General features: G+C 67.9%; 16 protein-coding genes. 3 read left to right on the plus strand and 13 right to left on the minus strand.

What is annotated here, in order from left to right:
* Window positions 1-95: 95 nt before the first annotated feature.
* The 4 genes from AB3147_RS18575 to AB3147_RS18590 are packed head-to-tail and all read right to left on the minus strand — an operon-like array spanning window position 96 to window position 4523.
* Window positions 96-1637, minus strand: coding sequence for a malonate--CoA ligase (locus AB3147_RS18575; protein WP_218344635.1), 1542 nt, complete (start codon window positions 1635-1637; stop codon window positions 96-98).
* A gap of 4 nt (window positions 1638-1641) precedes the next feature.
* Window positions 1642-2451 (minus strand): enoyl-CoA hydratase/isomerase family protein, encoded by an 810-nt coding sequence (locus tag AB3147_RS18580; protein ID WP_367352663.1) that lies wholly within the window; start codon window positions 2449-2451, stop codon window positions 1642-1644.
* 52 nt (window positions 2452-2503) lie between these two features.
* Window positions 2504-3820, minus strand: a complete 1317-nt coding sequence (locus AB3147_RS18585; protein ID WP_343738362.1) for a malonyl-CoA decarboxylase domain-containing protein — start codon at window positions 3818-3820, stop codon at window positions 2504-2506.
* A complete protein-coding gene (locus AB3147_RS18590; protein ID WP_175123649.1) occupies window positions 3771-4523 on the minus strand; it encodes a GntR family transcriptional regulator in 753 nt (250 codons plus the stop codon). Before AB3147_RS18590 ends, AB3147_RS18585 begins: the two co-directional genes overlap by 50 nt.
* A gap of 233 nt (window positions 4524-4756) precedes the next feature.
* On the opposite strand from AB3147_RS18590, the gene AB3147_RS18595 reads away from it, so the two are divergent.
* Both AB3147_RS18595 and AB3147_RS18600 read left to right on the plus strand, forming a co-directional pair.
* A complete protein-coding gene (locus AB3147_RS18595; protein WP_191575764.1) occupies window positions 4757-5038 on the plus strand; it encodes a type II toxin-antitoxin system Phd/YefM family antitoxin in 282 nt (93 codons plus the stop codon).
* Window positions 5035-5361 (plus strand): type II toxin-antitoxin system RelE/ParE family toxin, encoded by a 327-nt coding sequence (locus AB3147_RS18600; RefSeq protein WP_175138081.1) that lies wholly within the window; start codon window positions 5035-5037, stop codon window positions 5359-5361. Before AB3147_RS18595 ends, AB3147_RS18600 begins: the two co-directional genes overlap by 4 nt.
* Before the next feature lie 6 nt (window positions 5362-5367).
* On the opposite strand, the gene AB3147_RS18605 is transcribed toward AB3147_RS18600, so the two are convergent.
* The 6 genes from AB3147_RS18605 to AB3147_RS18630 are packed head-to-tail and all read right to left on the minus strand — an operon-like array spanning window position 5368 to window position 12297.
* Window positions 5368-6138 (minus strand): class I SAM-dependent methyltransferase, encoded by a 771-nt coding sequence (locus tag AB3147_RS18605; RefSeq protein ID WP_367352664.1) that lies wholly within the window; start codon window positions 6136-6138, stop codon window positions 5368-5370.
* Between the two features lie 41 nt (window positions 6139-6179).
* On the minus strand, window positions 6180-7199 hold the full coding sequence (locus tag AB3147_RS18610; protein WP_367352665.1) for an acyl-CoA dehydrogenase family protein: 1020 nt from the start codon (window positions 7197-7199) through the stop codon (window positions 6180-6182).
* A 6-nt stretch (window positions 7200-7205) separates the two neighbouring features.
* Window positions 7206-8408 carry an acyl-CoA dehydrogenase family protein gene (locus tag AB3147_RS18615; protein WP_367352666.1) on the minus strand — a complete coding sequence of 401 codons (1203 nt, stop codon included), beginning with the start codon at window positions 8406-8408 and terminating at the stop codon, window positions 7206-7208.
* 3 nt (window positions 8409-8411) lie between these two features.
* Window positions 8412-9380, minus strand: coding sequence for a Bug family tripartite tricarboxylate transporter substrate binding protein (locus tag AB3147_RS18620; RefSeq protein WP_175123652.1), 969 nt, complete (start codon window positions 9378-9380; stop codon window positions 8412-8414).
* Window positions 9381-9412: 32 nt separating this feature from the next.
* Window positions 9413-11497, minus strand: coding sequence for an acetate--CoA ligase family protein (locus AB3147_RS18625; RefSeq protein ID WP_367352667.1), 2085 nt, complete (start codon window positions 11495-11497; stop codon window positions 9413-9415).
* Window positions 11494-12297, minus strand: coding sequence for an enoyl-CoA hydratase (locus AB3147_RS18630; RefSeq protein ID WP_175138156.1), 804 nt, complete (start codon window positions 12295-12297; stop codon window positions 11494-11496). Before AB3147_RS18630 ends, AB3147_RS18625 begins: the two co-directional genes overlap by 4 nt.
* A 149-nt stretch (window positions 12298-12446) precedes the next feature.
* On the opposite strand from AB3147_RS18630, the gene AB3147_RS18635 reads away from it, so the two are divergent.
* Window positions 12447-13190: an IclR family transcriptional regulator gene (locus AB3147_RS18635; protein ID WP_367352668.1), complete on the plus strand. Its 744-nt coding sequence runs from the start codon at window positions 12447-12449 to the stop codon at window positions 13188-13190.
* Window positions 13191-13247: 57 nt separating this feature from the next.
* On the opposite strand, the gene AB3147_RS18640 is transcribed toward AB3147_RS18635, so the two are convergent.
* The 3 genes from AB3147_RS18640 to AB3147_RS18650 form a co-directional block, all read right to left on the minus strand.
* Window positions 13248-14429: an acetyl-CoA C-acyltransferase family protein gene (locus AB3147_RS18640; protein WP_367352669.1), complete on the minus strand. Its 1182-nt coding sequence runs from the start codon at window positions 14427-14429 to the stop codon at window positions 13248-13250.
* A 167-nt stretch (window positions 14430-14596) separates the two neighbouring features.
* A complete protein-coding gene (locus AB3147_RS18645; RefSeq protein WP_367352670.1) occupies window positions 14597-14941 on the minus strand; it encodes a helix-turn-helix domain-containing protein in 345 nt (114 codons plus the stop codon).
* Complete coding sequence (locus AB3147_RS18650; RefSeq protein WP_367352671.1) at window positions 14931-20972, minus strand: YadA-like family protein; 6042 nt, start codon at window positions 20970-20972, stop codon at window positions 14931-14933. The genes AB3147_RS18645 and AB3147_RS18650 overlap by 11 nt, the downstream gene beginning before the upstream one ends.
* Window positions 20973-21109 lie beyond the last annotated feature (137 nt).

Here is a 21109-nt window from a genome sequence, read left to right on the forward strand (position 1 = left end):
GATGGGGATGCTTCTCCTTGGCTGCTGTAAATGAACGCGGTGAAAGAATTCGGTGATAAAAAAGCCGGCCCCACGGGGACCGGCTTCGGTATGGACTACAGCGCCTTGTAGGTGTCGCGCAGCACGTTCTTCTGAACCTTGCCCATCGTATTGCGCGGCAGTTGGTCGATGATATGAACGCGCTTGGGCACCTTGAAGTTGGCGATGCGGCTCTTCAACTCGGCTTGCATGGCGGAGGCGTCCAGCGTCGCGCCGTCCTTGGGCACCACCACCGCCACGACGGCCTCGCCGAAGTCCGGATGCGGCACGCCGATCACCGCCGACTCCGACACGCCCGGCATGTCGTCGATGAGCGTCTCGATCTCCTTGGGGTACACGTTGTAGCCGCCGGAGATGATCAGGTCCTTGCTGCGGCCGACGATCGACAGATAGTCGGCCGGCGCCGTGCGGCCGGCGGACTCGCCGCCCCAGCGGCCCACGTCGCCGGTCTTGAACCAGCCGTCGTCGGTGAATTCTTCGCGCGTCTTTTCCGGCATGCGCCAGTAGCCCGAGAACACGTTGGGACCGCGCACCTGCACGTTGCCGATCTCGCCCGGTGCGAGCGGCTTGCCGGCGTCGTCGACCACCCGGACATCCACACCCGGCAAGGCGCGGCCGACGGTGCCCGCCAGGCGCTCGCCCAGCGCGGCGTCGTACGGATTGGAGGTCAGCATAACGGTTTCGCTCATGCCGTAGCGCTCAAGAATGGGATGGCCGCTGCGTTCCTTGAAGTCGGAGAACGTTTCGGCCAGCAGGGGCGCGGAGCCCGAGATGAACAGGCGCATGTTGGCGCAGACGTCCCGATTGAAGCGCGGATCGGCCAGCAGACGCACATAGTAGGTCGGCACGCCCATCATCACGGTGCTTTGCGGCAGATAGTGCAGCGCCTGGTCGGCGTCCAGCTTGGGCAGCCAGATCATCCGGGCGCCCGCCAGCAGCGCGCCGTGCGACGCGACGAACAGGCCGTGCACGTGGAAGATCGGCAGCATGTGCAGCAGCACGTCGTCCTCGCGCCAGCCCCAGTATTCGTGCAGGGTGCGCGCGTTGGCCGCCAGATTGCCGTGAGAGAGCATCGCGCCCTTGCTGCGGCCCGTGGTGCCCGACGTGTACAGGATGGCGGCCAGGTCGTCCGGCTTGCTTTCAACGGTCTTGAACGTCTGCGACAGGCCGCCGGCCGCGTCCAGCAGCGTGCCGGTGCGGTCCTCGTCCAGCGTGTAGACGTGCGGGCAGTTGGCCTTGTCGGCGGCGCGCTTGACCCAGTCCAGGTTCTTGCTGGCGCAGACCACGACGGACGGCTCGGCGTTGCCCAGGAAGTATTCGATTTCGGATTCGCGGTACGCGGTGTTCAGCGGCAGGTACACGAGGCCGGCGCGCAGCGTGGCCAGGTACAGCAGCAGCGCCTCGGGCGACTTTTCGACCTGCACGGCGACGCGCGCGCCGTCGGGCAGGTTCAGCGATTGCAGCAGGTTCGCCAGGCACGCGGTCGCGCGGTCGATGTCGTCCCAGGTGTATTGGAGGTCGGGCGTTTCCAGCGCGACTTTGCTGCGGTCTTTGGGAAAGCCGCCTTGCAGGACAGCGTATAGGTTGGCGTTGCTCACCTGTCTAGTCTCCGGTAAAGGAAGGGTCTTCGCCGGCCAGGAAGGCGCGCACGCCCTCTCTGTGGTCCCGGCTTTCGGCATAGGAGAAATAATCGCGATACTCGTCCTCGGTCAAGGCGGCGCCGGTGGCGAGCCTGGCGGACAAGCGTTTGTTGATGCGGGCGGCCAGCGGCGCGCCCTGGGCGATGCGGTCGGCGCTGCGGCGGGCGGACGTGGCCACGTCGCCGTCGTCGACGATGCGGGTCAAGAGACCCAGGTCTTTGGCTTCGGCGGCGCCGAACACCCGGCCTTCCAGCAGAATGGCCAGCGTGGCGGCCCTGCCCGCCAGCGCCAGCAGGCCGCGCATTTCGTCCGGGGCCATCGGAAAACCCAGGCGATTGATCGGCACGCCGAAGCGGGCCGACGCGCCGGCGATGCGCAGGTCGCACTGGCAGGCGATTTCCAGCCCGCCGCCGACGCACACGCCGTCGATCTGGGCGATGACCGGTTGCGGGCATCCGGCCACGGCGCGCAGGGCGGGCGCCAGGATCTCGCGGTGATAGCGCTGCACGCCGGCCATGTCGGCGCGTTCGGCGGGGAACTCGCGGATGTCGGCGCCGGCGGCGAAGTTGCCGCCCTCGCCACGCACGATCACGCAGCGCACGGCGTCATCCTGCGCGATGCGCGTGAAGACATCGCGCAGTTCGCGCCACATGCCCACCGTGATCGCATTCAGGCGTCCCGGGTGCGACAGCGTCACCCAGGCCAGATGCCCGTCGCGATCGAGCCGCACACTGCCTTGGCCTTGGCTCTGGCCTGCCACGTTCTCCGTCATGTCCCCTGCCCTTGTTGTGATTGTCAGGAACCCGCCGCCGTGTTTCCGGCGGTCAGGCCACGCGCCCCACGCCGCGGCTGATCTGCGGCTTGCCCTCGTTCAGGCGCTGAAGGTTGGTGTCCAGTTCGTCAAGGTCATACAGGTAATTGACCATCATGGCGCACGACTGCTTGAGCCCCTTGGGCGAGGTGTCCGCCGCCCAGTTCAGGCGTTCGATGCGCGCGCCGTTGCCCAGATGAAAGCGCGCCACGGGATCGACCGGCAGACCGTTCTTCATCGACTGCAGATAGCAGGCCGCCAGCCGGAAGCCGGCGCGCTTGACCACGTCGGGCGCCTTGCCCTGCGCGGCCTTGGCCAGACGCGCGACCCAGCGCTGCCCGTCCGGCACGCCTTCACGCTGGCGGTCCTTGGCACGCGTCTTGTCTTCGCGCACGATCGCCTCGACGGCCTGCGCGTCCTGCTTGCCCAGCCAATCGGTAAAGCCCGGAATCGGCGACAAGGTGGCAAAGGCCTTCAGCTTGGGCAGTTCTTCCAGCAGCTGCTCGACCACGCGCTTGAGCAGGAAATTGCCGAAGCTGATGCCCTTGAGGCCCGGTTGCGTGTTCGAGATGGAGTAGAAGATCGCCCAGCGCGCCCTGTCCAGGTCCTGCGGCGGCAGCGTGCTGTCCAGCAGCACCTGCACGTTGTCGGCCATCTGGCTGGCAAAGGCCACTTCCACGAAGATCAGCGGCACGCCCGGCATCTGCGGATGAAAGTACGCATAGCAGCGGCGGTCGGGCGCCACGCGGTGGCGCAGGTCGTCCCAGGACTTGATCTCGTGGACGGCCTCGTAAAGGATCAGCTTTTCCAGCAGCGACGCGGGCGAATCCCAGGTCAGCGGACGCAGTTCAAGCAGACCCACGTCGAACCACGCAGACAGGAGGCCTTCCAATTCCTTGTCCAGCGACTGGATGCCCGATACCTGCTTGCGCCAGCGCAGCATGTCCGCGCGCAGTTCCACCAGAAAGCGCAGGCCTTGCGGCTGGGCGTTGAAGCGCTTGAAGAGGCGCACCCCCTCGCCGCCATCGCCCGCATAGGTGGCGCGGATCTGCGCCAGCGCGGCCAGCATCAGGCGGCGATCCTTGCCGTCGGCGGCGGCGTATTGCTCGCACCAGCGGCGCGCCAGCTTGTTGGCGGCCACGTCGGTCAGGCGCGCCTCGAACAGGCGGCGGACTTCGGATTCGCTGGGCAGGCGCCCGCGCTCCCACAGCCGGCCCAGCCGCGTGATCAGGCTGGCGCTTTCGGCCGCGGCGGCGGCATCGACCAGATCGGCCTCGGGCTCAGGCGTGCGTGCGCCGCGCGCGGGCGCGAGATTGGCGGGTGCGGACATGGGCGGGCTCCTCGATGACGATGGGATCGGACGGCGCCGCGTCGGCGGCGTCTTCGTTGCTAAGGACGCGCAGCGCTTCAAGCTGGCGCATCAGATGGGTGTGCGCCAGCGCCTGCGCGGCGTCGGAATCATGGGCCTTCAGGGCCTCGAAGATGGCAAGGTGTTCGGCGCAGGATTGCTCGATGCGGCCGGGCCGCGACAGGCTGCGATGGCGCGACAGGCTCAGCACCTTGCGCAGATTGCCCACCATGTCGGACAGCCATTGGTTGCCGGCCAGCGCCTGGACGGCTTCGTGAATGAGGTAATTGGTCTTGTAGTAGGCGTCGATGCGGCCCGCCTTCGCATGGCCGGCCAGCGCGGCGTGCAGCGGTTCCAGTTCGGCCAACTGCGCGTCGGTGGCCTTGCGCGCGGCCTCGAAGGCGCAGCGCCCTTCCAGCATGGCCATCAGCGGGAAAATGTCTTCCAGGTCCTGGGCGGACAGTTCGTTGACGAAGCAGCCCCGGCGGGGTTCCAGCCGGACCAGCCCTTCGGTGGCCAGCACTTTCAACGCTTCGCGCAGCGGCGTGCGAGAAATGCCCATTTCGCCAGCCAGGCGGAGTTCATCGATCCATTCGCCGTTACGCAGCGACCGCGCATGGATCATGCCGCGCAGGCGGTCCGCGACTTCCAGATACAGGGCTTGCCGGACGATGGGTAGGGTCATGGGCAGACGGCGGGGAAATGCCGTAATTCATAATTATGAATAAGCCGATGATAGACCCGGGTTTGGCGAAAGGTAAAGCCGGGGCGGGTTGGGAGCTTCCCTAATAAGAAGGGGCTGCGACGTCGGACGGCATAGTTATGGACACGGACCACGATCCCGAAAGCTGGTCGGAAATAGGACTGAATTACGACTAAACTTAGTCCGATCAAGCCTATGATTTGGGAGTCCTACCCATGAAATACTCCACTCAAGTGAAGCCGATCTCATACCTCAAGAGTCACGCCGCCGAGATCGTGACCACGCTGACCGAAACCCGCGAACCCATGCTGATCACCCAGAACGGAGAGGCCAAACTCGTCGTCATGGACGTACGAAGCTTCGAGGAGCAGGAGCAAGCCATGGCCCTGCTTCAACTGCTTGCGGGCGGCCGCAAAGACATCGAAGAAGGACGCGTCATTCCGGCGGCGGATGTATTCGCGCAGATTGAAGCGATGGATCGGGACGATTCCGAATGAGTCGAACGGTGGTCTTTTTGCAGACAGCCGCAGATGATCTCCAGGAGATACGCCGCTACATCAGAAAGAACTTCTCGCAGCAGGTCTGGCTCGATTCATACGCCCGGATCAACAAAGCCATTCTGAATCTCGAACAATTCCCGTACGCGGGGCACCCCCTCCCGGAGCTGCCTGCCACCCACTTCATGCAAATAGTCGCGGTCAAAAATCGGGTCATTTATGAAGTTGTTGCAGACAAGGTATATATCCACCTCATCTGCGATAGCCGGCAGGACTTCAAGATCAAACTCGCCCGCCGGCCGCTCAGGACGCTGCGCTTCTGAATCGCTTCAAAAATGCAGTACCCCGTCTACTGCATGCCGCGTCAACGAGCGCGCCCAGCGGCGAGCAGGCAGCCCGTACTTGCCTTCCACGACCTCGGCGCGCGTCAGCAGTTCCGCCGGAGTAATTGCCAGGCTCGGGCCGGAAAACGCCAGAACGATCTGGTTTCCGGCCTCGACTTCGGCCAGCAGCACGATGCGGTCGTCGAAGGCCTTGGACAGGTTGTCGATGTTCTTGCCGAAGCTTTCGTGCCGGCCGAACAGGTTCACCGCGAGGATGCCGACTTCGCCCAGCACGCGGCGGCAGTCGCGGTAGAACTTCACGCTGTCGCGTACCGGGCCCTCGGCGGCGGCGTCGTACAGGTCCACCATCAGCACCGGGCAGCGTCCGGCGTTCAGCGGATCGGCCACCCACGCGCCGGCGTCGGCGTGCTCGACCTGCAAGCGGTTCGCCCCGGGCAGGCGGAAGAACATGTGGCAGGCGGCGGTGACGCGCGGATTCCATTCCACGGCCAGCAGCGGGCCGCGCGTGTGCTTGGCGCAGAAGCGCGCCAGCGACCCGGCGCCCAGGCCCAGCATGCCGATGGCCTCTTCCTTCGGCGGCTCCAGGAACAGCAGCCAGGCCATCATCTGCGCGGTGTATTCCAGCACCAGATCGGCGGGGCTCTTGATGTTCATCGCGCCCTGCACCCATTCGGTGTTGAAGTGCAGATAGCGGACGCCGTCGGCTTCGGAAAGCGTCGGCTGGTCGAGTTCGGAGGGGAAGTTGGATTTGTACATGGGCGCGATTGTAGGCCGGCCGCCCCTCCCCCGGCCGCCGATTACGCCGCCGCTTCCCAGATGCGCTCGAGCAGGTCCGGGCCGGACACTTCGGCCTCCAGGCTGGCCGACAGCCGCAGGACGCGCTTCAGGTACAGATGCGCATCGCACTCCCAGGTCACGCCCAGCGCACCATGCGTCTGGATCGCGTTCTGGGTGGCGCGGCGGCTGGCTTCCACGGCCAGCAGCGGCGCGAACAGGCAATCGGTTGCCGCTGACGCCGCACGGTCATCGAGGGCCGTTGCCGCCGCCCAGCCCGCGAGTCGTGCATCGTCCAGCGCCATCCAGTCCTCGGCCAGCCGATGCTTGATCGCCTGATTGGCGCCGATAGGGCGGCCGAACTGCTGGCGCTCGCGGGCGTACCCCGCTGCCATGTCCAGCGCCGCCGAGGCCGCACCCAACATTTCCGCCGACCGCAACAGGCGCAGACGCGTGCGCAGCAGATGCCACGTGCCCGGCTTGACCTGGACATCGGTGCTTTCCAGGACCGCGGGATGCGCCGCCACCCCGACCGGCATGGTCGGATCCAATCCCCCCACGCCCGCCACAGGCGACAGCAGATCCAGACGCACGGACGCCGGACCGGCCTCGCGCACGGCAAGCGCGCGCACGCCCTCGCCGGCGCCTTCGATGAAGACCGACCCGTCGGGGCGCAGTGCCGCATCGGCGTACCAGGTATCGCCGGCCATCATGTCGCCGGCCCATTGCGCGATAGCCCCACCCGCCTCGCACAACGTCGGCAGCATCACCATGTTGGATACGAGCGGCAGGCTCAGCAGATGGCGCCCCGCTTCCTCGGCGACGATCCAGGCCTCGCGCATGCCCAAGCCGAGTCCGCCTTGTGCCTCGGGCGCCAGCAAGGCGGGCCAGCCCTGATCGGCCAGATCGCGCCACAGCGCCTGGCGGGCCGGCGCATCTTGATGACAAGCGCCGCGCGCCACGGCCACCGGATGGCGCTGCGACAGGAAACGGTGCGCGGCGTCGCGCAGCATGCGCTGGTCTTCACTCAGATGCAGATTCATTTACGGTCAGCCCTTGGCCAGGCCGAGCATCTGCTCGGCGATGATGTTGCGCTGGATCTCGGAGGTGCCGGCCAGGATGGTTTCGGCCCGCGACCATAGATAGGCGTGCGTCAGCGACGCCGCGCGGGTGTCGGCTGCGTCCACGCCGAGGCAGGCGTCCTCGCCCAGTAGTTGCATGGACAGTTCGAGCAGTCGCTGGTGCGCCTCGCTCCAGTGGATCTTGGTGGACGATCCTTCCGGTCCGGGCGGATCACCCCGCGTCGCGGCGGCCAGCGCGCGCTGCGATTTCAGCGCCAGCACGTGACTGTCGGCCGCCAGCCGCGCCCAGCGGTGGCGCACCGATGCCGATGACGCCGGCACGCGGCCCTGCTTGTCCGCCTGCAGCGCCAGCGCGCGCACCTGACGCAGCTCCTGCGAGAAACGCACGAGTCGCGGGATGAAATACGTGCCGCGCTCGAAGCTTGCGGCCGCCATCGCGATGCGCCAGCCCTGGTTCAATCCGCCCAGCAGCGCGTCCTGCGGCACGAACACGTCCTCGAAAAAGACCTCGCAGAACTCAGCTTCGCCCGTGAGCTGGCGGATGGGTTCGACCCGCACGCCGGGACTGCGCATATCCACGAGCAGAAAGCTCAGGCCTTTGTGCCTGGACGCGCCCGGATCGGTGCGCGCCAGCACGAAGCACCACTGCGCCCGGTCCGCAAACGAGGTCCAGATCTTGTGGCCGTTCACGCGGAAGCCGCCCGGCGCCGGTTCCGCCCGCGTACGCACGGCGGCCAGGTCGGACCCGGCGCCCGGCTCTGAATATCCCTGGCACCACACCTCGCGGTTCAACAGGATGCCGGGCAGGAAGCGCTGCTTTTGCGCCTCGGACCCGAAATGCAGCAGGGTGGGCGCCAGGATGCCGTGGCCGATCAGGTTCACGCCCAGCGGCGCGCCGCAACGCGCGTGCTCTTCATGGAAGACCGCCTGGCGCGACAGCGGCAACGCCTTGCCGCCGTATGCCGCCGGCCAGCCCAGCCCGGACCAGCCGTTTGCGCACAGCGTGTCTTCCCAGGCGCGCCGGTAGTCCAGGTTGCGCGGGTCGGCCCCGCCGGGCCAGGACCGTGCAAACGCTGCGTAGGCCGTGTCGAGCCAGCCCCGAAGCGTCTGCCGGAACGCCTCGTCGTCCAGCGCCGCGCTGTCGGGCACGGCGGTTTGCTGCATCGTCATGCCTCACTCCAGCCGGATGTTCGAGTCGCGCGCCACCTTGGCCCAGGTCGCGACGTCTTTCTGGATGAACGCGCCGAAGGCTTTGGGATCACTGCCGATGATGTCCAGCCCCAGCCCCTCGAACTGCTTCTTCACGTCGGGCTGCTGCAGGATCTGCGCCAGGTTCTGGTAGAGCTTGTCGATCACGGGCTGCGGCGTGCGCGCGGGCGCGACCAGACCCAGCCACGGCATGGCCGAATAGCCCGGCAGGCCGGACGCATCCACCGTGGGCAACTCGGGCAATGACGCCGAAGGCTTGGCCGTCGTGACCGCCAGCGCGCGCAGCTTGCCGTCCTTGACGAAGGGGCCCGACGAGGCCCACGCATCGAACATCACCTGCAGACGCCCCGCAACCAGGTCGTTGAGCGCGGGCGCGCTGCCCTTGTAGGGAATGTGCGCCATCTGCACGCCGGCCATGCTGTTGAAGAGTTCGGCCTCCAGGTGGGTTGAACTGCCCGTGCCGACGGAGCCGTAGCTCACCTTGCCCGGATTGGCCTTCAGGTAGGCGATCAGCTCGCCGACATTCTTGGCCGGCACCGACGGGTGGACACCCAGCACGTGAACCACCGACGCGACTTGCGTGATCGGAGCGAAGTCCTTCACCGGGTCGTAGTTGACCTTGGTGTAGATGCTGGGCGCGATGCCCAGCGACGACGCGGCCATCAGCAGCGTGTAACCGTCGGGCTCGGCGCGGGACACGTAATCGGACGCGATCATGGTGCCGCCGCCCGGCTTGTTTTCCACGATCACCGGCTGGCCTAGCTTTCCGCTCAACTTCTCGGCCAGCAGACGGCTCATGATGTCGGTCGCGCCGCCGGGCGAGAACGGCACCACGATACGCACGGGGCGCGCGGGGTAGTTGTCCTGGGCTTGCGCGACGCTCGTGGCGCCGATGCAGGCCAGTGCGACGCCGGCCAATATTGTCTTGATCATGCTTGTCTCCTCCTGAGGAATGCGCAGACGCGCTACGGGGTTGCGGGCAGGATCAGCGCGTCCAGCACCGCAACGCCCTGTCCCGCCTCTTTGATCAGCAAGGGATTCACTTCTATTTGCGCCACATGCGCGGGAGCGGCAAGCAAGGCGTTGCCCACGGCCACGATGCTCCTGCACGCCGCCGCCAGATCGCCCCGGGGCTTGCCCCGGAAACCGTCCAGCAGCGCAAACGCCTTGAGCTCCTGCAACATCTGCAAGGCGATGTCCTCGTCCACCGGCAGGAGCCGGTGGCTGGTGTCCTGGTAGATCTCGGTCAGCACCCCGCCCAGGCCCACCGTCAGCACGGGGCCGAAGACCGGATCGCGCGTGGCGCCAACGATGATCTCCGCCACACCGCGCTCCATCTTCTGGACCATGACGCCGTCGATACGCGCATTGGGCTGCGCGCGCGTCACCGCCTGCGTCACGGTGGCATGGGCGACGCGCACCGCCTCGTCGTCCGCAAGGTTCAGCGCGACGCCGCCCGCTTCGGTCTTGTGCGCGATGTCGGGGCTCAGGATCTTCAGGGCGACGGGATAGCCTGCAATGCGCGCATCGCGCACGGCCTCGTCCGCACTGCGCGCCACCGCGGTGGCAGCCTGGGGCAGACCGAATGCGGCCACGAAGGCGCGAGCGTCCGCTTCGTTGCATGGCAGAGCCGGCGCGCTGGCCATCTCCAATGCGGGCGCCGCCGCCTGCCGCCGGGCCGTGCGCGCGTCACACCACAGCAAATATGGCGCCAGCGCCGCGACGGCCAGCCCCAGATCCTCGAACACCGCGACTTCCGCCTCGCGCAGCGCGGCACGGCTTTGCGCGAGGCCCGTATCGATGGCGACGAACAACCGCGGGTGCTCCCGGGACGCTTCGGCCAACGCGTCGGCCATGCGGTCCAGCATGTAGCCGGGCGCATATACGACCACGGCATCAATGGCGTCCGACGTGCCCAGCGCTTGCAGCACGGTGCGCACAAAGGCGGGATCGTTGACCACGTTGCCGGTCACGTCCACCGGATTCCCCACCATGCCGTAATCCGGAATGCCGCCGCGCAGCACCTCCTGCAGATCCGGCGGCAGGTCTGGCAGCTCCAGCCCCGCACCGATGAACTTGTCGGCCAGGATGGCCCCCAGCGCCCCCGACATCGTCAGCACCGCCACGCGCTTGCCGGCCGTGCGGTGGCGCAGCGTCGCCAGACTGGCCAGATGCGCCATCTGCGCGAAGTCCGTGGCCTCGATGACGTTCAACTGGCGAAAGGCAGCCGCATACACGCGGCGATCGCCGGCCAGCGCCGACGTGTGCGACTGCACGGCCCGCGCGCCCTTGTCGGTGGCGCCTGCCTTCAAGGCAATCAGCAGCTTGCCCTGGCGTTCCAGCTCGCGGCACGCGCGCACGAAGCGGCCGCCATCGCGCAACTGTTCGATGTAGCCGAGCACGATTTCCGTCTGCGGGTCCGCCGCCAGGTATTCCAGGTACTGCGAAAAATCCAGGCAGGCCTCGTTGCCGGTGTTGATGAAGTGCGAGAACGGCAGCCCCAGCCGGCGCGCGATCGCATACACCGCCGCGCACACGTTGCCGCTTTGGGTCAGCAGACTGACCGAGCCCGGTCCCTCCTGCGCCGGCGCGGTCTTGAAGACCGACGCGAAGGCGGTATGCGCCTGCGTGTTCAGGTTTGCGAAGCCCATGCAATTCGGGCCCGCGACCGCCATGCCGCTTTCCGACACGAAGGCCTCCAGTTCGTCCTGCAAACGCGCGCCCTCGCCGCCCGCCTCGGCAAAGCCCGCGGCATACACGATGGCCGCGGGGATGCCCCTGGCATGGCAGCGCCGCAGCATGGGCGTGACGTCGGCCGCGGCGATGGCCAGCACCGCCAGGTCCACCGGCTCGGGCACGGCTTCAATGTCGGGCCAGCACCGCAGGCCGAAGACCTCCTGGTATTTCGGGTTGACGGGATAGATGCCGCCCGAAAAGCCAAAGCGCGTCAGCAGTTCCAGCGGCATGCCGCCAATGCGGCCCGGGTTGGCGCTGGCGCCGATCATGGCGATCGAGCGCGGATTCAGCAGCGGTTCAAGGCGTGAAGTCATGCGGCTTCGCCTTTCTTGTTGCGCTGGATGGCCTGCGCCAGGCCGCGCTCGCGCACCGCCTGGAATTCCTCGCTCAGGTGCGACAACTGATGCGTGTCGAAGTGCGCCGACAGCGCCGTGCGAAAGCCCTGCGCGTCCGCCGTGCGGTTCAGCGACCGCTTGATCAGGCGCAGTCCGAACGGCGGCGCCTGCGCGATGCGCTGGGCCAGCGCCAGCGTGGCGGCATCCAGTTCGGCTTCGGGCACCACCCGGTTCACCATGCCGATGCGCAATGCCTCCTGCGCATCGACCTTCTCGCCGGTGTAGAGCATTTCCTTGGCCTTGCGCAGCCCCATGACCCAGGGATGAATCAGCACCTCGGTGGCGGCCGCGGCCAGGGTGTGCCCGACCGGGTCCGAGAAGTACGCCGTGTCCGAACACACCACCAGGTCGCACATGTTGGCGATCATGAATCCGCCCGCCACGCACGCGCCCTGCACCTGCGCCACGGTGGGCTTGGGGAAGTCCCAGATGCGCAGGCAATACCCGTAGTAGCGGCGGGACTCGTAATCCCAGCGTTCCTCGACCGTGAAGTCGGCGCGCTTGGCCTGGGCTTCCTTCAGGTCATGCCCGGCCGAGAAATGCGCGCCGCGACCGGCCAGGATGACCACCCGCACCGCATCGTCCTGCTCGGCGCGCGAGAGGGCGTCATCCAGTTCATCCAGCATCTGCTGGCTCTGGGCATTGCGCGCGGATTCGCGGGCCAGACTGATGCGGCATACCGCGTCGTGCCGTTCGACGGCCAGGGTGGCGTATTCCATGGTCTCCTCGTCCTTGTCATGCCGCGCCGTCGGATGCAGCGCGATCTCCATGCATTGAATTAACGCACCGCAAATCCTAAAATACAAAATATTCGAACCATTTTTCCCACAATATGAACAACCTAGGATCCACCGGCGGCACGCAGAGCATGCGTCGCGCGCTCGGCCTGTTGCGCGTGCTGGCGCAGCACCAGGAAGACGGCATCGACCTGCAGGGCGTCATGGCCGCCACCGGCCTGGAGCGTTCCACGGCGCACCGCCTCCTCAGTTGCCTGCTGGAAGAACAGTTCGCCGAACGCGACCGCGCCACCCGCCGTTATCGGCTGGGCGTGGATTCGATGCAACTGGGGTTTGCCGCGTTGCGGCGCACGCCTTTGCTGGACGCCCTGCGCCCGTTCGCGCAGAAGCTGGCACGCCTGTCTGGCGACACCGTGTTCCTGGTGATCCGCCAGGGCGACTACGCGCTATGTTTGCTGCGCGAGGCCGGCTCATTTCCGGTCAAGGTGTTCACTATCGACCAGGGGGAACGGCGGCTCTTGGGCGTGGGCGCAGGCGGCCTGGCGCTGATGGCGGCCCTGCCGGACGACGAGATCGCCGCGCTGTACGCAAGGCATGCGGCCAGCTACGCGCAGATCCGCGTCTCCAGCACCGCGCTGATGAAGGCGGTCAGGCAGACGCGCAATGCGGGATATTCCGAGATCGTAGATACCATCACGCCCGGCGTGTCGGGTGTGGGCGTGGCGTTTCCCGTGTCGGAGCTGACCTGGGTGGCGTTCAGTTTTGGGGCGATCAGCAGCCGGCTCGACGCGCCGCGGCGGGCGCAGATGGGCACAATGCTTCATGCCGAATGCCAGGCGTGGGCTCAGGACTATCTGGGCCACAACGCCCAATGAAAAACCCGCGAGGATCCGGCGCAGCCGGAACTTCGCGGGCTTGCCGAGCCGAACGAATCAGATCCGTTCGAAGATCGCGGCGATGCCCTGCCCGCCGCCGATGCACATGGTCACGAGCGCATAGCGTCCGCCCACGCGCTGCAGTTCATGCAGGGCCTTGGTGGTGATGATGGCGCCGGTCGCGCCGATCGGGTGGCCCAGGCCGATCCCGCTGCCGTTGGGGTTCACCTTGGCGGCGTCCAGCTTCAGTTCGCGCGACACCGCGCACGCCTGCGCGGCGAACGCCTCGTTGGCCTCGATGACGTCCAGCTGATCGACCGTCAGGCCAGCCCGCTTGAGCGCCGCCTGCGTCGCCGGCACCGGGCCGATGCCCATGATGTTGGGGTCCACGCCCGCATGCGCGTAGGCCACCAGACGCGCCAGCGGCTTGACGCCGCGCTTGGCCGCGACAGACGCGTTCATCAGCACCAGCGCGCCCGCGCCGTCGTTCAACCCGGACGCATTGCCCGCCGTGACGGTGCCGTTTTCCTTCTGGAACACCGGCTTGAGCGTCGCCAGGCTGTCGGCCGTGACGTCGCGGCGCACGTGCTCATCAGTGTCGAACACGATCTCGCCTTTGCGCGACTTGATCTTCACGGGCACGATCTGGTCGCGGAAGTAGCCCGCATCGATCGCGGCGGCGGCGCGGCGGTGCGATTCCGCGGCCGTGGCGTCCTGGTCCTGCCGGTTGATGCCGAACTTGGCGGCCACGTTTTCCGCCGTGACGCCCATGTGCATCTTGCCGAAGGGGTCGGACAGCGCGCCGGTCATCATGTCCAGCATGACGCTGTCGCCCATGCGCGCACCCCAGCGCTGGGCCGGGGCGATGTACGGCGCGCGGCTCATGCTTTCGGCGCCGGCGCCCACGGCAATGTCGGCATCGCCCAGCATGATGGTTTGCGCCGCGGACACGATGGCCTGCAGGCCCGAACCGCACAGGCGGTTGACGTTGAACGCGGGCGTTTCCTTGGAGATGCCGGCATTCATGGCGGCCACGCGCGACAGGTACATGTCGCGCGGCTCGGTGTTGATCACGTGTCCAACGGCGACATGGCCGACTTCGTCGCCCGAGACGCCTGCGCGTTCCAGCGCGGCCCGGATGATGGTGGCGCCCAGATCGCAGGGGGGCACATCCTTGAGCGCGCCGCCGAAATCTCCAATGGCGGTGCGGACGGCCGAAGCGACGATGACTTCATTCATGGTGTTTCCTCCTTGTAGTGCGTTGTGGTTCGTGCGTTGTGGGTCGCGCGATGCGGTCCATGAAGTGCGTTCCATCATACTGCCGGGCCGCAATCTCCTGTCTCATCCTTGCGACGTGCGCGCGGCGTTCCGCCGCAATGGCAACGCGCACCACCAAGACCCTCTCTCTAGTCCAGCAGCAGCAATTCCACAGCAGGCTGCAGCCAACACCCGAGATCCACCGTGCCGTCTTCGATGAGTTCGTACGACGCCAAGTGCACGCCCAGGCGTCTGGCGACCTCGGCTCTGGAATAACCGGCCCAATGCCGCCAGGCGCGCAAACATGTCCAGCCATGCGCACTCATCAGCGCCTGGATCACGGCGGAGGGCGCGCGCTGTCCGCCCCGTTCGAGGATCCACATGGACAAGCGGGCCGAGGTGTTCAAACTGTCCGTGTCGGCCAGCGGATCCGCCCCGACCGTGGCGAACCCGGTCCCATCCGGACCGCCACGGCGTACCCACCTACCATTCATACCCCACTCCCACGGCGGCGCCAATGTTGCCGTCCGTTGTGCTGGAGCTGGAAGCCCGGTAAGCCCACGCGCCATTGTGCGAGCGTCCCGACAACCCCATCGCGATGGCGGACTGGCCGCTGTACAGCGCCGTTCCCAGAGAGAACATGGACTTGCCCGGCGTGGACGTGGCCGGAAGCGTCGCCATGGCCATGGCCGACGCGATGCCCGCGTTGGTCTCGCTGCGAAGTTGCCCTATTTGGCTGTCGGTATAGCGGTTGGCCTGTTCCAGCGCGCGGCCGGCCTCCTGCCGCGAGATCCCGGTTGCCTGGCGCAGGTTCACCGCGTCGGTGTCGTGCGTGGCCGGCGCAACGTGGGTGATCTGGCGTTCGGCGCCAGCCGAACCCACCGACACGGTGTTGGCACGGGTGGCTTGCGCGCCCTCGCCGATCGCCACGCTGCCCGGCGCCGATGCCGTGGCGTTCGCGCCGACCGCCGTGCTTCCCGCGGCCTGCGCTTTCGCGCCGGCACCGATCGCGCTGCTGTCCGCGCCCTGGGCGGTGGCGCCCGAGCCGGTCGCGAGACTGTGGGCGCCCGTTGCCTGGGCATTTGCGCCCACCGCGACCGCGCCGCTGCCCGGCGTAACGACTGCGCGGTCGCTGCCATCGCCCCGGCTGTCAACCGCGATACCCGCGGCCTGCTTGTCCAGCCGGTTGATGCGCTCGGTCACCGCGTTCATCTGCCCGCCCGTCACCGCATCGGAGCTGCCGGCCTGAATGCGGCCGTCCTGCACGCCTGTGACTTGACGAGTCCCTTCCGTGCCGGACACGTCCAGGGTCTTGCCACCGCGATCCGCCGCCAGCGATACCGCATTGCTGGACGGGTCGTGCCGCGTCAGGCCCACATTGCCGCTGTCAACCAGATCCGCCAACGCACCCAGCGCCACGCCTTGCTGGCCCGTCAACGCCTCAAGGCTGCCCACCGCCTGGCTGTTCTTGAGCAGATCCCGGTTCACCGTGAACAACTGCGACCCCACCACCGCTTCCGTACTGGTTCCGCTGACCTCCCCCGCCTTCACACCGGACAGCGTGCGTGCGCCCGATACGCCATCCAGCGTGACGCGCGTGCCGTCCGCCGGTTTCGCAACAGTGATGTCGCGCGTTACGGCGTCCTGCTGAACCAGGCCCAACTGGCCCGCGTTCAACTGGTCTCGCATCGTGGACACCTCCGCACCCACCCTGTTCACGTTGTCGTTCACCGCCACCACGCTGCCGTCGATCGTCTTGATGGCGTCGGAGACATTGCCCGCCGCAGCGGATTGGGGGGAACCACCGCTTCCGGAACCGATGGCCGTCACCGCGAACGCCGGCGCCTGCACCGTGCCATCGGCGCGCACGGCGGCGCCGCCGCCCAGCACCTCCGCCAGCGACTGGCCGGCCGCCCGCGCCGCCTGGTCGATGCGACCAGCCACGGTCTCGCCGTCCCCGATCCCCGCCAGTCTGGCATTGGCGGCGTCCGCCGCTCGTTGCGCGTTCGTGGCCGCCCCTTGCGCCGTTTGCGCGGTCTGTTGCGCCTGCGTCGCCGCGCCCTGCGCGATATTGGCGCTTCGCTGCGCCGTCGCCGCCTCGGACTGCGCCGTGTCCGCAACCTGCGCCACCGTATCGAGCTGGCCCTTGTTCACGGCATCGGTGGCGGCCTGGCCCGCCGCCACGTTCACGATGCGGTTGGACGCGGTGGCGCCGCGCGCCGCGCTGAACGCTCCCGCCTGCTCATCCCACAGCAGGCTGTCACCACGCAGGTCGCTTAAATCTTGCGTCAAGCCGCTCATCCTGGTGTCCTGCGCCAGCACGCGATCGTTCACCTTGATGACGTTGGCGTCGATGGCCGCCATCGCATCACCCACATTGTTGGCCGACTGCCCTTGCGCGGCCACCTGCCCGTCCGCCCCAATTTGACTGACGCCGTACGCGGGTGCGCTTGCCTTGCCGTCCGCGCCGACCGAGGAGCCGCCGCCCAGCGCGTCCGCCAGCGACTGGCCCGCCGCGCGCCCCGCAGCCTGCGTCGCGGCCTGGGCCGCCTGCGCGATGTGTCCGGCAACGGTCTCGCCGTCGCCGATGCCCGCCAGCTTGGCATTGGCCGCGTCCGCCGACTGTTGCGCACCGGCGGCCGTCCCTTGCGCCGCGTCGGCCGTGCGCTGCGCACCGGTCGCCGTTTCTTGTGCGGCCGTGGCCGCCTGCCGCGCACCGGTGGCCGTGTCTTGCGCCGCATCGGCCGTGCGCTGCGCGGCAACGGCCGCCCCTTGAGCGGCCGACGCGGTCTGCGCCACGCCGTCAAGCTGGCCCTTGTTCACCGCATCGTTGGCGTTCACGCCGTCGGCCACACCCGTCAGCGTACGGCTCGCCGGCGCCATGACGACGTTTCCGCCCGCGTCCAGCACCGGGTTGCCATTCGCATCGCGCTGCGGGGCGCTGCCCGCCAGATTGATCGTCATGGCCGCCGAGGCCGCGCCCACCTGCAACTGGCCGTCGCGCTCCTGCAGCAGCCCCGCGCCCTGCGACCGCAGATCCGCCACTGCCTGATCCAGCTGTTCCTTGTTCACCGCGTCCGTCGCCGCCTGGCCCGCCGCCAGGTTCACGATCCGGTTGGGTGCATCCGCGCCATGGGCCGCGCTGAACGCGCCCGCCCCCTGGTCCCACAGCAGACTGTCGCCACGCAGGTCGCTCAGGTCCTGCGTCAGGCGGCTCACCGTGCTGTCCTGCGCCCGCACGCGCTCGTTCACCTTGATGACGTTGGCATCGATAGCCGCCACCGCATCGCCCACGTTGGTCGCCGTCTGGACTTGTGCGGCCACCTGGCCGTCGGCGCCGATCTGGCTCACGCCGTAGGCTGGCGCGGCGGGCTTGCCATCCGCCCCCACCGTGGACCCGCCGCCCAGCGCGTCGGCCAGCGTCTGGGCGGTTGCCCGGCCCACCACCTCCGCCGCGTCCCGTGCAGCCTGTTCGATACGCCCGGCCACGGTCTCGCCGTCGCGGATGCCAGCCAGCTTCGCATTGGCCACGTCTGCCGCTTGCCGCGCACCGTCAGCGGCAACCTGCGCCGCATCTGCCGTGCGCTGCGCGCCGGCCGCCGCATCTTGCGCGGTCATGGCCGCCTGCTGGGCGCCGGTCGCCGTGCCTTGCGCGGCATCGGCCGCCTGCCGCGCCTGCGAAGCTGTCGCTTGCGCGGCCTGAGCCGTTTGCTGGGCGCCGATCGCCGTGTCTTGCGCTGCCCCGGCAGTCTGTTGCGCCTGCGTCGCCGTTGTCTGGGCGCCTTGCGCCACCTGTTGCGCACCCAGCGCCGTGTCCTGCGCCGCTTGTGCGGTCTCCCGGGCGTCGGCTGCCGCGCTCTGTGCGGCGGTAGCCGTCTGCTGGGCGCTGGCGGCCGTGGTTTGCGCCGCCACTGCCGCGCTTTGCGCGTTTTCTGCGGTCTGCTGCGCATCACTCGCCGCTCGCGCCACCGTATCGAGCTGGCCTTTGTTCACCGCGTCGGAAGCCGCCACGCCCGCCGCCACGTTCACGATGCGGTTCGGCGCCGCGGCGTCGTGCGCGGCGCTGAACGCCTGCGCGCCTTCATCCCACAGCAGGCTGTCGCTGCGCAGGTCGCTCAGGTCTTGCGTCAAGCCCCCAATCTTCGTGTCTTGCGCCCGCACCCGATCGTTCACCTTGATGACGTTGGCGTCGATGGCGGCCAGCGCGTCACCCACGTTGGTGGCCGTCTGGCGTTGCGCCGCCACTTGCCCCTCGTTCCCGATCTGGCTCACGCCATAGGCCGGCGCGCCCGCTTTGCCGTCCGCGCCCACCGTGGAACCGCCGCCGAGCGCGTCCGCCAGTGACTGGCCCGCTGCCCGGCCCGCCGCATCGGTCGCCGCCTGCGCGGCCTGCGCGATGCGCCCCGCCACGGTCTCGCTGTCGCCGATGCCCGTCAACTTGGCATTGGCCGTGTCTGCCGATTGTTGCGCGCCGGCAGCGGCAACTTGCGCCGCGTCGGCGGTGCGTTGCGCACCGGTCGCCGTATCCTGCGCGGCCGCGGCCGCCTGCCGGGCCCCGATGGAGGCGCCTTGCGCCGCGTCGGCCGTCTGCTGCGCAGCTGCGGCTGCGCGCTGCGCCCCCGCGGCGGTCTGGGCCACGCCATCGAGCTGTCCCTTGTTGACCGCATCATTGGCACTCGCGCCGTCAGCCACGCCCGTCAACGTTCGATTCGCAGGCACCATGACCGCGTTGCCGCCGGCGTCCAGCACCGGGTTGCCTTGCGCATCGCGCTGCGGCGTCGCGCCGGCCAGATTGACCGTCGTGGCCGCCGAACCCGTGCCCACCTGCAACTGGCCGTCGCGCTCCCGCAGCAGGCCTTCGCCCTGCGTCTTCAATGCCGACACCGCCTGATCCAATTGCCCCTTGTTCACCGCATCGGAGGCCGCCTCGCCTGCCGCAAGGTTCACGATCCGGTTCTGCGCGCCCGAATCATTCGTCGCGTTGTATACGCCTTGCCCCGGATCCCACTGCAAGCTGTTGCGCCTGACGTCGTCGATGCGGCCGGCCACCGTCTCATCGGGGCCAAATCCCTGCAGTTGGCGGGCGGCAGCGTCGGCCTTGGCGTTCGCGTCCTCGGCGATCTGTGAAACGTCCTGCAGCGCCGCCGCATGACTCGCGAGGCTCCGATCCATCGCGTTGACCGCGCCCATCAGTGTCGTCGGCTGCGACTGCCCGGCGCCCGTGCTCGACAGCGCCAGCGTGGGCAAGACGATCCGGCCTTGGCCGTCGACGGACGCTCCTCCGCCGATCGCCTGCGCCACCGATTGGGTCGCTGCGGCCTGGCTGGCCCGCGTCGCGGCCACGTCGGTGATGTTCCTGTCGACCAGGTCCGCAAGCCTGTGGTCCACGACGCCCAGTTCATTGATGGCGTCATAGGCGGCGAACAGCTGCGATCCGTTCACCGCGTCCGTGCTTTGCGCGCTGACGACGCCCGGCGCCACATTGATGATCTGGCGAGTCAGGAGGGAGCCATCCGCTTGCGGGCCCCCGACGCTCACGACGCCTTGCAAATAGCTGGAATCAATCGTGTAGGTCTTGCCATTGAGCACCACCGGAGCCGGTGCCTGGACCGCCCGCGTGCTCGAGCCGCTACCTAGAGCGACGGACAGATTGTGGGACGCCGTGGCGCCCGTTCCGATCGCTACGCTGTCAGCGTTCCGGGCCTTCGCGCCGAACCCGGCCGCGAAGGCATTGTTGGCGGACGCCTCCGCCGTGTGGCCCAATGCCAGCGAACCATCAGCGGTCGCCTGCGCCATTGCACCCAACGCGGTGGATCGATCGCCGGAAGACACGGAATCCGCGCCCACCGCCACCGTGTAAAAGCCGGTGGCGGCCGCGTTGTTTCCAACTGCCGTAGCGGCCTCCGATCCCGTGGCCCTCGCACCGGTGCCGACACTCACGCTCAAACGTGTCGATTGGGCGCCATTGCCAATCGAAAGCCCCTCCGGGGCGGCTTGGGTAGTGGCGTCGCCAATCCGCTGGCCCGTCGTGTGATCTCCCAGCTTGAGATAACCGCCATTGATGTACAACTCGCCGCCAAGCGTCAGTGACGTGGCGCCCGTACCGGCGACGCCGCTGGGACGATAGAACAGCACATGATCTTTTTGGTTCGGCGCATTGGCGTTGCAACGCGCGTTCGAATCGGAAAAGTTGATGCTTCCTGGTGTTTGCTGATTTCCGGACGTGGTGGGCGCGGTGATGCTGACGCAATTGCCCGTGGCTTCCGCATTGATGTGTATGCCGTTGGCGGCATGCGCGGACGTGCCCGCCATCAGGACGACGCTGGACGCGCCCAGCAAAGTTAGGCCCATGCCCTTGCGGCGCTTCAACCCCAACACGCGGCACGCCAGGCGCAGCATCGCACTGACGCGTTTGCGCAGCGAACGGCTTGGGGCTTGCGCGGCCAGACCGGCGCCGGCCTGACGCGCGCCCGCGCATGGGGAGTAGGCGCCGAACATATCGGCCGCAATGGAGTTGGTCTTCACAATACGCTCACTTGCTGATTCAAATTCATCATGATCAGAACTCTATCGGCAGCGATCTCGGGCCGAAATCGGACTGCTCCTAAATCTGGAATCGCCCGGCGACGGCAGCGTCTGTCTCCGGGCTTAAGCGGACCGGC

Source organism: Achromobacter animicus, assembly GCF_040775605.1.
Lineage (GTDB): Bacteria > Pseudomonadota > Gammaproteobacteria > Burkholderiales > Burkholderiaceae_B > Achromobacter > Achromobacter animicus.